Source organism: Nocardiopsis dassonvillei, assembly GCF_964273065.1.
Classification (GTDB): Bacteria; Actinomycetota; Actinomycetes; order Streptosporangiales; family Streptosporangiaceae; genus Nocardiopsis; species Nocardiopsis dassonvillei_B.
On the sequence record NZ_OZ186815.1, the window covers coordinates 3,762,080 to 3,776,498 of the forward strand.

The 14,419-nt window shown below is 65.6% G+C and carries 7 protein-coding genes and 3 rRNA genes; 8 read left to right on the forward strand and 2 right to left on the reverse strand.

Annotated features, from left to right (window positions below; translation table 11 throughout):
* The first annotated feature begins 160 nt into the window (after positions 1–160).
* The 8 genes from ACSUPR_RS16755 to rrf all read left to right on the forward strand — a co-directional run bounded on the left by ACSUPR_RS16755 (position 161) and on the right by rrf (position 11,395).
* Positions 161–631: a phage holin family protein gene (locus tag ACSUPR_RS16755; protein ID WP_436885543.1), complete on the forward strand. Its 471-nt coding sequence runs from the start codon at positions 161–163 to the stop codon at positions 629–631.
* 10 nt (positions 632–641) lie between these two features.
* Positions 642–1,547 carry an alpha/beta fold hydrolase gene (locus tag ACSUPR_RS16760; RefSeq protein WP_436885544.1) on the forward strand — a complete coding sequence of 302 codons (906 nt, stop codon included), beginning with the start codon at positions 642–644 and terminating at the stop codon, positions 1,545–1,547.
* An 8-nt stretch (positions 1,548–1,555) separates the two neighbouring features.
* Positions 1,556–2,050, forward strand: a complete 495-nt coding sequence (locus ACSUPR_RS16765) for a DUF309 domain-containing protein (protein WP_436885545.1) — start codon at positions 1,556–1,558, stop codon at positions 2,048–2,050.
* 407 nt (positions 2,051–2,457) lie between these two features.
* Entirely contained in the window at positions 2,458–4,884 is a 2,427-nt protein-coding gene (locus ACSUPR_RS16770) for a sodium-translocating pyrophosphatase (protein ID WP_436885546.1), read from the forward strand.
* 168 nt (positions 4,885–5,052) lie between these two features.
* Complete coding sequence (locus ACSUPR_RS16775) at positions 5,053–5,535, forward strand: SixA phosphatase family protein (RefSeq protein WP_436885547.1); 483 nt, start codon at positions 5,053–5,055, stop codon at positions 5,533–5,535.
* 651 nt (positions 5,536–6,186) lie between these two features.
* A 16S ribosomal RNA gene (locus ACSUPR_RS16780) occupies positions 6,187–7,718 on the forward strand.
* Positions 7,719–8,083: 365 nt separating this feature from the next.
* Positions 8,084–11,177 (forward strand): 23S ribosomal RNA (locus tag ACSUPR_RS16785).
* Between the two features lie 102 nt (positions 11,178–11,279).
* Positions 11,280–11,395: ribosomal RNA gene (gene rrf, locus ACSUPR_RS16790) — 5S ribosomal RNA — on the forward strand.
* The 16S, 23S and 5S rRNA genes sit together here, the layout of an rRNA operon.
* Positions 11,396–12,298: 903 nt before the next feature.
* On the opposite strand, the gene serB is transcribed toward rrf, so the two are convergent.
* Together serB and ACSUPR_RS16800 are read right to left on the reverse strand one after the other, a co-directional pair.
* The gene (gene serB / locus ACSUPR_RS16795; RefSeq protein ID WP_436885548.1) at positions 12,299–13,570 is read right to left on the reverse strand and encodes a phosphoserine phosphatase SerB; all 1,272 of its coding nucleotides are present in this window, start codon (positions 13,568–13,570) and stop codon (positions 12,299–12,301) included.
* A gap of 112 nt (positions 13,571–13,682) precedes the next feature.
* Entirely contained in the window at positions 13,683–14,339 is a 657-nt protein-coding gene (locus tag ACSUPR_RS16800; protein ID WP_436885549.1) for a DUF1707 SHOCT-like domain-containing protein, read from the reverse strand.
* Positions 14,340–14,419 lie beyond the last annotated feature (80 nt).

Consider the following 14,419-nt stretch of genomic DNA (forward strand, 5'->3'; position numbering starts at 1 on the left):
GGGGCGCCCCGCCGCCTCCGTATCCGGGCACGGAGGCTCACCCCGGTGACGAAAGCGGGAGCCCGCGTTGTGCGTGCCGTGAGGGACATCGGCGGGGCCCCGTGTGCGAGGATGCGGAGGATCATCCGCGTGTTCGGACCGACAGAAGGGAAACCCCGCGATGGTGGACAAGCCGGGTGCCGCCGGAGAAAGCGACCGCTCCGTCGGCGAACTGGTCTCGGACGTCACCGGGAACTTCTCACGTCTGGTGCGCCTGGAGCTGGAGCTCGCCAAGGCCGAGGCCAAGGCCGAGGCGGCGAAGGCGGGCAAGGGCATCGCCGGGTTCGCCGTGTTCGCCGTCCTCATGCACATCTTCGTCATCCTCCTCTCGGTGACCATCGCCTTCGTCCTGTACGAGGTGGCGGGCCTGCCGGGATGGGCCTCCTTCGCCATCGTGACCGGGGTCTACCTGCTCATCGCGCTCATGTTCGCCCTGTTCGGCCTGCTCAGCTTCCGCAGGATGCGGGGCCTGGAGCGCACCCAGCTGACGACCTCGCGCCTGGGCGCCATCCTGCGCCGCGAGATCACCCCGCCGGGATCGGACGTCGCCGCCGCGCAGCCGAGCGGGGCCACGGCCACCGCCGGGAACTGACACCGCCGCAGTGCTGGACGATTCGGCCGCCTACGTCGAGGGCCCCTGGGCCCACCGGACCGTCGGGGCCGCGGGAGCGCGCTTCCACGCCGTCGAGCTGGGCGAGGGGCCGCTGGTGCTGTTCCTGCACGGGTTCCCCCAGTTCTGGTGGGCGTGGCGGCACCAGCTCACCGCCGCCGCGGCGGCGGGGTACCGCGCGGTCGCCGTCGACCTGCGGGGATACGGCGGCAGCGACAAGACCCCCCGCGGATACGACCCGGTGACCCTGGCCCAGGACGCCGCCGGCCTGGTCCGCGCCCTGGGCACGCGCCACGCGGTCGTGGTCGGCCACGGCGTCGGCGGCCTGGTCGGGTGGACCATGACCGCCTACCACCCGGGCACGGTCCGGGCCCTGGCGGCGGTCGCCTCCCCGCACCCGGGCCGGGCGGCCCGGGCGCTGCTCTCCTCCGGCCCGGGCGCCCGCCACATGCTCCAGGCGCAGCTGCCGGTCCTGCCCGAGCACCGCCTCCTCGCCGACGGCTGCGCCCGGGTCGGCGACCTGCTGCGGGAGTGGTCCGGTCCGGGCTGGCCCGACACCGAGGCCGAAGAGATGTACCGGATCGCGTTCTCCATCCCCAAGGTGTCCCACTGCTCCCTGGAGTACCACCGGTGGATCGGCCGCTCCCGGCTGCGCCCGGACGGCCTGCGCTACCGGGCGCGCATGCGCACGCCGGTGCGCGTCCCGGTGCTCCAGGTCCACGGCCGCCTCGACCCGCTCTGCCCCCCGGAGGCCGCCCGCGCCTCGGAGCGCTCGGTGCTCGGGCCCTACCGTTGGAGGGAGATACCCGATGCCGGGCACTTCCCGCACGAGGAGCGCCCGGACGCCGTCTCGGGAGCCCTCACGGAGTGGCTCGACGATCTCCCCGGCGACGACTGAGGAAGAAGGTGGACACGGTGAACGCGGACCGCGACCGCGCCCCGGACGGGCGTGCCCAGAACCAGCGCCCACGCGACCGCTACGGCCGGCCGATGCCGCACGGCAGCGTCGGCGAGGTGGAGCGGGTGCCCGACGACGCCGAGTTCTCGGCGGAGGAAGGGCTGGAAACGGCCCAGCGCCTGCTCGACGAGGGATACGCTTTCACCGCCCACGAGGTTCTCGAAGCCGTGTGGAAGTCCTCCCCCGAGCCGGAGCGGGAACTGTGGCGCGGTCTGGCACAGGTGGCGGTGGGCGTCACGCACGCCCAGCGCGGGAACCCCACGGGCGCCGCCCGCCTGCTGCGCCGGGGCGCCGACCGGGTGGAGGCGTACGGACCGGACGCGCCGCACGGAGTGGACACCGCGGGGGCGGCGGCCTTCGCCCGTTCCCTGGCCGACGGCCTGGACGCGGGACGCGTCGGGCCGGGCGACGGGGTGGACCCCTCCCGGCTGCGACTGCGCTGAGATCGCAGGGGCTCCTGGGGCTCATTCCCGCTTCATGCCTTCATGAGAGCTTTAACGTTAACACCGCATTAAGTCATTATGCAAGGCAAAGATCGCCGATAAAGGCATTTATCCGTTTTTCGAGATCACCGATGGATCACATCTTTGATCATTCTCGAAAAAATCACTAATCCGCTCTCTCCTTTTTTCTTCGGGCTGCGTAGGATTTCCTGATCACCGCCCGTGAGCACGTGGCGCGGGCCGTGGGCAAGAAACCGAAAGTGGCACCGCCTCGACCCCGGACCACGTGCCGTCGGGCCAGCTCAGGCTCCCTCCGGACGGCGGTACGTGCACGACTTCGCACGGGATTCCCCGTGCTTTGCGTGGACGGGGGAGAAAAAGGCCGTGCCCGTCGCAAGGAGGACGGATTGTCTGGGCTCAACCTCGCCGCGCCGAGCGGCACGGCCCTAGAACTACAAGGCATCGACTTGACGCTCATCATCGTCGTCATGGCGGTGGCGCTCCTCGCGCTCGCCGTCGCGGGGATGCTGGTACGTGAAGTCCTCGCCGCCGGACAGGGCACCGAGCGAATGCGCAACATCGCGGTCGCGGTCCAGGAAGGAGCGGGTGCCTACCTGAGGCGACAGTTCCGCACCCTCGCGGTCTTCGTCGTCATCATCCCCCTGCTGCTGCTCCTGCTCCCCGCCGACTCGTGGGACATCCGGATCGGACGGTCCCTCTTCTTCGCCCTCGGCGCCGTGCTCTCCGCCGCCACCGGCTTCATCGGCATGTGGCTCGCGGTCCGCGGCAACGTCCGCGTCGCCGCCGCCGCCCGCGGCGGTACCGCGGACGACAGCCGCACCGCCATGCGGATCGCCTTCCGCACCGGCGGTGTCGCCGGCATGATCACCGTCGGCCTGGGCCTGCTCGGCGCGGCCGTCGTCGTCCTGCTCTACCGGGGCGACGCCCCGATCGTCCTGGAGGGCTTCGGCTTCGGCGCCGCCCTCCTCGCCATGTTCATGCGCGTCGGCGGCGGCATCTTCACCAAGGCCGCCGACGTCGGCGCCGACCTCGTCGGCAAGGTCGAGCAGGGCATCCCCGAGGACGACCCCCGCAACGCGGCCACCATCGCCGACAACGTCGGCGACAACGTGGGCGACTGCGCGGGCATGGCCGCCGACCTCTTCGAGTCCTACGCCGTCGTGCTCGTCGCCTCCCTCATCCTGGGACGCGTCGCGTTCGGCGTCGAAGGCCTCGTCTTCCCCCTGCTGGTCCCGATGATCGGCGTCATCACCGCCATCATCGGTATCTTCATCGTCGCTCCGAGCGCCCGCGACAAGACGGCGATGTCCGCGATCAACCGCGGCTTCTTCATCTCCGCCGGGATCTCCGCACTGCTCGTCGTCGCCACCGCCTTCTGGTACCTGCCCGGCAGCTTCCAGGAGCTGTCCGGCGTCAGCCAGGGCGTCCTCGACGAGATCGCCGCCGCGGGCACCGACCCCGACCCGCGCTTCATCGCGATCGCCGCGGTCCTCATCGGCCTCGTCCTCGCGGCCGCCATCCAGCTCCTCACCGGCTACTTCACCGAGACCGACAGGCGCCCGGTCCGCGAGATCGGGGAGAGCTCCGAGACGGGCGCGGCCACCGTCATCCTGTCCGGCATCTCCGTCGGCCTGGAATCGGCGGTCTACTCCGCCCTGCTCATCGCCGGCGCCGTGTACGCGGCGTTCCTCCTGGGCGGCGGGTCCATCACGCTCAGCCTGTTCGCCGTCGCCCTGGCCGGCACGGGCCTGCTCACCACCGTCGGCATCATCGTCGCCATGGACACCTTCGGCCCGGTGTCCGACAACGCCCAGGGCATCGCCGAGATGTCCGGTGACGTCGAGGGCAAGGGCGCCGAGATCCTCACCGGCCTGGACGCCGTCGGCAACACCACCAAGGCCATCACCAAGGGCATCGCGATCGCCACCGCGGTCCTGGCCGCCACCGCCCTGTTCGGGGCGTTCCGCACCTCCGTGCAGGAGCAGCTCGGCGGCGGGGAGGTCTTCTCGCTGTCCCTGGACAGCCCGGACGTCCTCGTCGGCGTCATCATCGGCGCCAGCGTGGTGTTCTTCTTCTCCGGGCTGGCCATCATGGCGGTCGGCCGCGCCGCCGGGCGCGTCGTCCTAGAGGTGCGCGAGCAGTTCCGCACCCGGCCCGGGATCATGGACGGCACCGAGAAGCCCGAGTACGCCCGCGTCGTCGACATCTGCACCCGCGACTCGCTGCGCGAACTCGTCACCCCCGGCCTGCTCGCCGTCCTGGCGCCGATCGCGGTCGGCTTCGCCCTGGGATACGCCCCGCTGGGCGCGTTCCTCGGCGGCGCCATCGCCGCGGGCGTCCTCATGGCGGTGTTCCTCGCCAACTCCGGCGGTGCCTGGGACAACGCCAAGAAGCTCGTCGAGGACGGCCACCACGGCGGCAAGGGCTCGGAGGCCCACGCCGCCACCGTCATCGGCGACACGGTCGGCGACCCCTTCAAGGACACCGCGGGCCCGGCCATCAACCCGCTGCTCAAGGTGATGAACCTGGTCGCGCTGATCGTGGCGCCCAGCGTCGTCATCTACGCGGACAACACCGTGCTGAGGGTCGGCGTCACCGCGCTGGCGGTCGCCATCCTCGTCGGCGCCGTCCTGTGGTCCAAGAACCGCGGGTCGGGCAACGAGACCGAGCCCGCCGAGCTCCGGCACGGCGCCCCCGAGAGCGACGACGGCGACAGGGCCCCCTCCGACGACACCCCGGGTGTCGAGGGCGGGACCGGCGTCGCCGACGAGCCCACCGACCACGGCAACAAGGAAGAGGCACGCAGCAACTAGCCATGCCGAGGGGCCGCCGGGGGGACCCGGCGGCCCCTCCTACTCTGGGTGGGGACAAACCACGTACTCAGGGGGACGCATGTCGGGAATGAAGGGCCTGTTCGTCATCGTGGGGGTGATGGTGGGGTTCATCGTCCTGCTCTCCATCGTCGCGACGGTGATCGCGTCATGACCGGCCGCACGCTCCTGCTGCTCCGCCACGCCAAGGCCGAGGCCGGCTACGGGGTCATCGACTACGACCGCTCCCTCACCGACCGCGGCCACGAGCAGGCCCGCCGGGTCGGCCGCCTCCTCGCGGAGCAGGGCCACACCCCGGACCACGTGATCTGCTCCTCCGCCAAGCGCACCCGCCAGACGCTCGACGGCGTCCTGGAGGCACTGGACGGCCCCGTCGGGCCGGAGATCGACTACTCGGAGTCGGCCTACACCGCCGGCGTGGACGCCCTGCTGGAACTGATCACCTACGTCGACCCCGGGGTGCGCACACTCCTGGTGGTGGGGCACAACCCCACCATCGCCCAGCTGGCCGCCACGTTCGTGGGCAACGAGGCACTGGTGTCGTACTCCCCGGCCACCGTCGCCGCGGTGGACCTCGAGGTCGAGTGGCTCTACACGGCCCCGGGCACGGGGACGGGCCGGATCCTGAACTGAGAGCCGGCCCCGGTATGTCATCGGCCCAGCGCACACGCTGTACGGCGACGCGTGCCTCGACTGATCCGCAGGGGCAGTGATTGTGACCCGGGTCACACGAGAGATCGTTTGCGTCGATCCGAGTCGGGGGGTAATGTTCTCCGAGTCGCCTCCGAAGGGCCCAAGGCCCGGGAGGGGCACGACCGAGCGAGCCGCACGCGAAAGCGGGCGGGCCGGTCGAACTTCTTCTCTCTGAAATTCAGCAGTCCGGAGCAGTGCTGCGGCCATGTAGACTCGGAGAGTGCTTCCAAAGGAAACAGCGGAAGCGGTCCTTCACCAAGTCAGAAGGTTCCGGAAAACGCCGGTTTGGCGGGACACGGAAACACTGATAAAGTGAAGACACAACAAAGCGGAAACGCAGACGCCTTCCACGGAAGAGCGACCGGGAAACACGAATCCGGGGCTTGTACGGGAAGAGCGGTTGCTTCTTGAGAACTCAACAGCGCGTGTTCGATTTTTACAGCCAAGTTTGTTTTGGCCCCGTCACACGACGATCAGTGAGATCGGAGTGTGCGAGGTTCCTTTGATTGGACCAGAAGGACATAGAGCCAGACGGTTCGGTCAGGATTTTCTTCTAGGTTTCCGCACCCTTCGGGGTGGCGGTGCAAGACCTTTATGGAGAGTTTGATCCTGGCTCAGGACGAACGCTGGCGGCGTGCTTAACACATGCAAGTCGAGCGGTAAGGCCCTTCGGGGTACACGAGCGGCGAACGGGTGAGTAACACGTGAGCAACCTGCCCCTGACTCCGGGATAAGCGGTGGAAACGCCGTCTAATACCGGATACGACCCTCCTCCGCATGGTCGAGGGTGGAAAGTTTTTCGGTCGGGGATGGGCTCGCGGCCTATCAGCTTGTTGGTGGGGTAACGGCCTACCAAGGCGATTACGGGTAGCCGGCCTGAGAGGGCGACCGGCCACACTGGGACTGAGACACGGCCCAGACTCCTGCGGGAGGCAGCAGTGGGGAATATTGCGCAATGGGCGAAAGCCTGACGCAGCGACGCCGCGTGGGGGATGACGGCCTTCGGGTTGTAAACCTCTTTTACCACTCACGCAGGCTCCGCGTTCTCGCGGGGTTGACGGTAGGTGGGGAATAAGGACCGGCTAACTACGTGCCAGCAGCCGCGGTAATACGTAGGGTCCGAGCGTTGTCCGGAATTATTGGGCGTAAAGAGCTCGTAGGCGGCGTGTCGCGTCTGCTGTGAAAGACCGGGGCTTAACCCCGGTTCTGCAGTGGATACGGGCATGCTAGAGGTAGGTAGGGGAGACTGGAATTCCTGGTGTAGCGGTGAAATGCGCAGATATCAGGAGGAACACCGGTGGCGAAGGCGGGTCTCTGGGCCTTACCTGACGCTGAGGAGCGAAAGCATGGGGAGCGAACAGGATTAGATACCCTGGTAGTCCATGCCGTAAACGTTGGGCGCTAGGTGTGGGGACTTTCCACGGTTTCCGCGCCGTAGCTAACGCATTAAGCGCCCCGCCTGGGGAGTACGGCCGCAAGGCTAAAACTCAAAGGAATTGACGGGGGCCCGCACAAGCGGCGGAGCATGTTGCTTAATTCGACGCAACGCGAAGAACCTTACCAAGGTTTGACATCACCCGTGGACCTGCAGAGATGTGGGGTCATTTAGTTGGCGGGTGACAGGTGGTGCATGGCTGTCGTCAGCTCGTGTCGTGAGATGTTGGGTTAAGTCCCGCAACGAGCGCAACCCTTGTTCCATGTTGCCAGCACGTAATGGTGGGGACTCATGGGAGACTGCCGGGGTCAACTCGGAGGAAGGTGGGGACGACGTCAAGTCATCATGCCCCTTATGTCTTGGGCTGCAAACATGCTACAATGGCCGGTACAATGGGCGTGCGATACCGTGAGGTGGAGCGAATCCCTAAAAGCCGGTCTCAGTTCGGATTGGGGTCTGCAACTCGACCCCATGAAGGTGGAGTCGCTAGTAATCGCGGATCAGCAACGCCGCGGTGAATACGTTCCCGGGCCTTGTACACACCGCCCGTCACGTCATGAAAGTCGGCAACACCCGAAACTTGTGGCCTAACCCTTCGGGGAGGGAGTGAGTGAAGGTGGGGCTGGCGATTGGGACGAAGTCGTAACAAGGTAGCCGTACCGGAAGGTGCGGCTGGATCACCTCCTTTCTAAGGAGTCTTTTCAGGCCAACACTTTTCCTATGGTTGGCCGGACTCGAAAGTGGACCTGCTGAACCCATGGTTGATCTGTGGTGTTCCGGTGGGATTGGTTGTAATGGATTGGTCGGACTTCACCTCCAAGGGTCCTAGAAGCCTTGGAGGGCGCGTTGTTGGGTGTCTGAGGAAGCAACCCTTGTGGTTGGTTCCCGCGGACCGCCTCTGAGAACTCTCAGAAGCCTGTGGGCCTGGTTCCCTTGTCTCCGCTGTGTGCGGGGGTGGGGGTTCTCGGTTGTCCGGGTGGGTGAGTGGTAGCAGGGTATGCGGTTGGTGTTTTGATTTGTGAATAGTGTGCGCGAGCATCTTGTTATCTGTAGTGGCCAAGTGATAGTGGCATACGGTGGATGCCTTGGCACCAGGCGCCGATGAAGGACGTGGGAGGCCGCGATAGGCCACGGGGAGCTGTCAACCGAGCTTTGATCCGTGGGTGTCCGAATGGGGAAACCTAGCCCGAGTTGTATCGGGTTGCCGCCGCCTGAATGTATAGGGCGGTTGGTGGTGACGCGGGGAAGTGAAACATCTCAGTACCCGTAGGAAGAGTAAACAACAGTGATTCTCCTAGTAGTGGTGAGCGAACGGGGAAGAGGCTAAACCGTGCGCGTGTGATAGACGGCAGTCGTTGCGTGTGCGGGGTTGTGGGGCGTGTCTTTTCGGGTCTGCCGGCCCGGAGCACTAGTGGTCAGAGCTAGCTGAATCCGTTGGGAAGCGGTACCGGAGTGGGTGAGAGTCCCGTAGGTGAAGGTTCTGATCAGGTGTTGACGCTGTCCCCGAGTAGCGCGGAGCCCGAGGAATTCCGTGTGAATCTGGCAGGACCACCTGCTAAGCCAAAATACGTCCTGGTGACCGATAGTGCACTAGTACCGTGAGGGAAAGGTGAAAAGTGCCCCGGTGAGGGGTCGTGAAATAGTACCTGAAACCGTGTGCTGTCAAGCCGTCAGAGCTGGATCTTGTGTCTGGTGATGGCGTGCCTTTTGAAGAATGAGCCTGCGAGTCATGGTGTGTGGCGAGGTTAACCCGGGTGGGGTAGCCGTAGGGAAACCGAGTCTGAATAGGGCGTTTGAGTCGCATGCTGTGGACCCGAAGCGGAGTGATCTACCCATGTCCAGGGTGAAGCGGGGGTAAGACCTCGTGGAGGCCCGAACCCACCAGGGTTGAAAACCTGGGGGATGAGGTGTGGGTAGGGGTGAAAGGCCAATCAAACTCCGTGATAGCTGGTTCTCCCCGAAATGCATTTAGGTGCAGCGTTGCGTGTTTCTTGCCGGAGGTAGAGCTACTGTTTGGCTGATGGGCCCGACAAGGTTACTGACGTCAGACAAACTCCGAATGCCGGTTAAGTGAAGCGTGGCAGTGAGACTGCGGGGGATAAGCTTCGTAGTCGAGAGGGAAACAGCCCAGATCATCAGCTAAGGCCCCTAAGCGTGTGCTAAGTGGGAAAGGTTGTGGAGTTGCTGAGACAACCAGGAGGTTGGCTTAGAAGCAGCCATCCTTTAAAGAGTGCGTAATAGCTCACTGGTCAAGTGGTTCTGCGCCGATAATGTAGCGGGGCTTAAGCACACCGCCGAAGCTGTGGAGCCCGGTTTTTGCCGGGTTGGTAGGGGAGCGTCGTGCGTTCGGTGAAGCCGCCGAGTGATCGTGTGGTGGAGGGCGTGCGAGTGAGAATGCAGGCATGAGTAGCGAAAGCAACGTGAGAAACGTTGCCGCCGATTGACTAAGGGTTCCTGGGGCAGGTTAATCCGCCCAGGGTGAGTCTGGACCTAAGGCGAGGCCGACAGGCGTAGTCGATGGATAACGGGTTGATATTCCCGTACCCGTGCACGAGCGCCCAGTATCGAATCAGGTGATGCTAACCACGCTGGTGGGTTTCCGGTCCTTCGGGACTGGTTGCTTTACCGGTCTGGGATCCGAGCTTGTAGTAGGTAAGTGATGGGGTGACGCAGGAGGGTAGCTCTACCCGGCGGTGGTTGTCCGGGGGTAAGCGTGTAGGCTGGGGGGTTGGTAAATCCGCCTCCCGTGAAGGCTGAGACGTGATGCGGAGCCGTTTTAGGCGAAGTGAGTGATCCCATGCTGTCGAGAAAAGCCTCTAGCGAGTTCGTGAGCGGCCAGTACCCTAAACCGACGCAGGTGGTCAGGTAGAGAATACCGAGGCGTTCGGGTGAACCATGGTTAAGGAACTCGGCAAATTGTCCCCGTAACTTTGGGAGAAGGGGAGCCCTGTCTGGTGAAGGCCTTCGCGGCTGGAGCTGGGTGGGGTCGCAGATAGCGGGGGGAAGCGACTGTTTATTAAAAACACAGGTCCGTGCGAAGTCGTAAGACGCTGTATACGGACTGACGCCTGCCCGGTGCTGGAACGTTAAGAGGACCGGTCAATGGGGGTTCGCCCCTGTGAAGCTGGGAATCTAAGCGCCAGTAAACGGCGGTGGTAACTATAACCATCCTAAGGTAGCGAAATTCCTTGTCGGGTAAGTTCCGACCTGCACGAATGGCGTAACGACTTCCCCACTGTCTCAACCATGGGCCCGGTGAAATTGCACTACGAGTAAAGATGCTCGTTTCGCGCAGCAGGACGGAAAGACCCCGGGACCTTCACTATAGCTTGACATTGGTGTTTGGGATGGTTTGTGTAGGATAGGTGGGAGCCGGTGAAGCTATCACGCTAGTGGTGGTGGAGGCGTTGGTGAAATACCACTCTGACTGTTTCGGGCATCTAACCTTGGGCCGTGATCCGGTTCGGGGACAGTGTCTGGTGGGTAGTTTAACTGGGGCGGTTGCCTCCCAAAGAGTAACGGAGGCGCCCAAAGGTTCCCTCAGCCTGGTTGGTAATCAGGTGTTGAGTGTAAGTGCACAAGGGAGCTTGACTGTGAGACGGACGTGTCGAGCAGGAGCGAAAGCTGGGACTAGTGATCCGGCACCGGCGTGTGGAAGCGGTGTCGCTCAACGGCTAAAAGGTACCCCGGGGATAACAGGCTGATCTTCCCCAAGAGTCCATATCGACGGGATGGTTTGGCACCTCGATGTCGGCTCGTCGCATCCTGGGGCTGGAGTTGGTCCCAAGGGTTGGGCTGTTCGCCCATTAAAGCGGCACGCGAGCTGGGTTTAGAACGTCGTGAGACAGTTCGGTCCCTATCCGCTGTGCGCGTTGGAGACTTGAGAAGGGCTGTCCCTAGTACGAGAGGACCGGGACGGACGAACCTCTGGTGTGCCAGTTGTCCTGCCAAGGGCATGGCTGGTTGGCTACGTTCGGGAGGGATAACCGCTGAAAGCATCTAAGCGGGAAGCTTGCTTCGAGATGAGGTCTCCTGCCTCCTTTGAGAGGGTAAGGCTCCCTATAGACGATGGGGTTGATAGGCCGGGTGTGGAAGCCTTGTGAGGGGTGGAGCTGACCGGTACTAATAGGCCGAGGGCTTGTCCGCTGCAGATAATTGGGTGCTCGCGCATACGTTTCACATAGCTGGTGGAAATGTTTCCCGGCTTCGGGGCTCTTTGTTGGGGTTTCGGGGTGTGGGTGTTGGTTTCCGTGGTGGTTATGGTGGGAGGGTCACACCCGGTTACATTCCGAACCCGGTCGTTAAGTCTCCTTGCGCTGATGGTACTGCCCTGTGGTGGGGTGGGAGAGTAGGTTGCTGCCACGGTTTTTTGTCGGGTTGAGAGCCCCCTCGGTTGAGGGGGCTTTCCCTGTTTGTGGGGGTTGTTGTGGGGGGTCGTCCTGGGGGCGGCCCCCCTTTTTTTGTTTTGGGTGTGGGTGGGTGTTTCTCGGCCCGGGCTTCAGGGGGTTTCCCGTCGGACCGGGGGCCTCGGCCATAGCCGGAGGGTGGGCCCGGGCCCCGAGCACAGGGGGTTGGGGGAGGGAGAACCTCGGCCCCGGCCTCAGGGGGGTTGGGGGAGGGAGAACCTCGGCCCCGGCCTCAGGGGGGTTGGGGGAGGGAGAACCTCGGCCCCGGCCTCAGGGGGGTTGGGGGAGGGAGAACCTCGGCCCCGGCTTCAGGGGGGGTGGACGGACTTGGAGGTTTCCAAAAGGGTCACCATCTGGAAAGGGCGGTCTGTGGTCGCTCCCGGCAGCAAGCGTTGGTTTCCAAAAGCCCGGCCGTTTGGGAAGGTACAGACGGCGGAGCGTGGGCCCGTCCCGCCGCAGTCGGCGTGCGGCAGACCACCAGACCTGGGCGTTTGACGGGTGTGCTGGGTGGTGGGGGTTTACGGGGCGGGTGCGCGCGAGGCCTGCCACGCCCGGCCACACAGGTCCACGGAGGAAGGGTCCGCCTGCAAACCCGCCGGTCGCACCCGACCTCGCTTGTAACACCAGCCCCCGCTGGGGTAACCCGCACCCGAACCGCCCCGGGCACCACAGAGGGGTGAACCCGAACAGAGACTCCCACCCCGGCCCCAGGGGTGAAGGCCGCAGAGGACCTCTCCCCCTTGGGAACGGCCGGCACCGAACACCCGCCCTGTCACCCACCCTGGACCTGACCGGGCAGTCCCGGGACGGTCACTCCCACCCCGCCCCCAACAGGTGAAATCCCCAGAGCAGCCCCAGTCCCCTAGAGCGACGTCCCCCCCGTCGAAGCCGGCTCCGCCTCCCCGTGCAGGTCCGCCGCCTCGATCTCCTCCCGGGTGATCCCCAGAATGAAAGCGATCGTGTCCAGGTACGGCACGTTCACCGACGTGTCCGCCTGCTGCCGCACCACCGGCTTGGCGTTGAACGCCACACCCAGGCCGGCCGTCTGGAGCATGTCCAGGTCGTTGGCCCCGTCGCCGACGGCGACGGTCTGCTCCAGCGGAACCCCCGCCTCCCGCGCGAAGCGCTCCAGCGTGACCGCCTTCCCCTTGCGGTCCACGACCGGGCCCACCAGGCCGCCGGTCAGCCTGCCGTCGACGATCTCCAGGGTGTTGGCGGCCGAGTAGTCCAACCCCAGCCGTTCCACCAGCACATCCGTGATCTGGGTGAATCCGCCGCTGACGATGCCGCACTCGTAGCCCAGCCGCTTCAGGGTGCGGATGAGGGTGCGGGCGCCGGGGGTCAGCTGGATCTCCTCGCAGACCTCCGTGATCGCGGAGGCGTCGAGGCCCTCCAACAGCGCGACACGGCGGCGCAGGGACTCCTCGAAGTCGAGTTCGCCGCGCATGGCCTGCTCGGTGACCCGGGCGACCTCCTCCTCACAGCCCGCGTGGGCGGCCAGGAGTTCGATGACCTCGCCCTGGATGAGCGTGGAGTCGACGTCCATGACGATCAGGTGCTTGGCGCGGCGGTGCAGGCCGCTGGGCTGGACGGCGACGTCCACGCCCTGGGTGGAGGCCTCCATGGCCAGTTCGGCGCGCAGCTGCGCCAGGCGGGTGGGGTCGCCCGCGGCACCGGAGATCTCCATCTCCACGGAGGTGACCGGATAGCTGGACAGCCGCTCGATCCGGTCGATGTTGGCGCCCGCCCGGGCCACGCAGGAGGTGATGGCCCCCAGGGCGCCGGGACGCAGCGGGTCGGCGAGCACGGTGACGTGCAGCCGTGCAGAGGAGGAGGACTCGCTGACCCGGTTCCGCGCGTCGCCGGGGGCGTAGTCCACCTCCATGTCGAGGTCGATCGCGGTCTTGTCGAGGGCGTTGCGCACCTCCTCGAAGACGCGCTGGCGGCTCACCCCGGGGGCGACCCGCTCGTCGACCTCCAGGACGGTGCCCAGGACGAGGCGTCCGGCCAGGACGACCTGTTCCAGGTCGGAGATGGTCACGGGGAAGACGGAAAGGGTGCTCAACAGTCGCGCGCTGATACCCGGGCGATCGCGGCCGGTCACCGTCACCAACAACGTGGTTTCATCATTCATGGCGCCACCCACGGTACTCGGCCGCCCGGTGGCGCCGACGCGCAGGTCTGCTTCTTTTCCCAGCTAGTTCACTATGTGGACACCGGGCCGGGGTGTCCGCGGGTGCCGGGCGTCACTTGTCCTTCTTGGACTTGCGGGGTTTCTTCGCCTTCACCGAGACTCCGCCCAGCATGCAGGTGCCGGTGAGGCGGATGACCGGGGCGTTCGGGTCGGTCACCTGGTCGGTCCCGTGCAACTCGGTGCCGCCGAGGATCCCGGACGTGTTGTTGATCACCCTGACCCCGTACGGGACGGTGATGTCGACTCCGCCGAGGATGACGGCGACCTGGATGGTGACCTCGCGGCGGCTGAGGACGGCCTCCCGCAGGTCCAGGTCGACGCCGCCGCACAGGACGGACACGTTGGTGCGGGGCTCGACCAGCCAGCGGCCCTTGCGCTCGCAGCCGCCGAACACGGCGACCATGTTCTCCGAACCCTTGCTCTGCCCGGCGAGGTCGCGGGCCTCCTGGCCGAGGATCTCCATACCGTCGGTACCGACTCCGGTACCGCTCCCGGTGCCGCCGACCACGGTCTGGAAGGGGCTGTGCCCGGAGACGGGCAGGTCGGAGACGATGGGGGCGAGTTCGCCGATGGTCTTGGCCTTGTAGAGGGTGTCGAGGCGTTCCTCGTGCTCCACCGGACTGAGGCGACCCTCCGCCAGCGCTTCGCGCAGGCGTTCGGCAACCTTGTCACGGTCCGCGTCGGAAGCTCGGATGTGCTCGGGCTGCATGCTCTCGGGTCTCCTCCTCGATCGTGGGCCGGGCTCGGCCGCATTCCAAGTATCGGTTCGGCGCTGTCCCCAGCGGATCA

Coding starts and splice junctions, on each gene's coding strand:
- ACSUPR_RS16775 (WP_436885547.1), top strand. CDS start 5,053: ATGACCGGCCGCACGCTCCTGCTGCTCCGCCACGCCAAGGCCGAGGCC.
- ACSUPR_RS16800 (WP_436885549.1), bottom strand. CDS start 14,339: ATGCAGCCCGAGCACATCCGAGCTTCCGACGCGGACCGTGACAAGGTT.
- ACSUPR_RS16755 (WP_436885543.1), top strand. CDS start 161: ATGGTGGACAAGCCGGGTGCCGCCGGAGAAAGCGACCGCTCCGTCGGC.
- serB (WP_436885548.1), bottom strand. CDS start 13,570: ATGAATGATGAAACCACGTTGTTGGTGACGGTGACCGGCCGCGATCGC.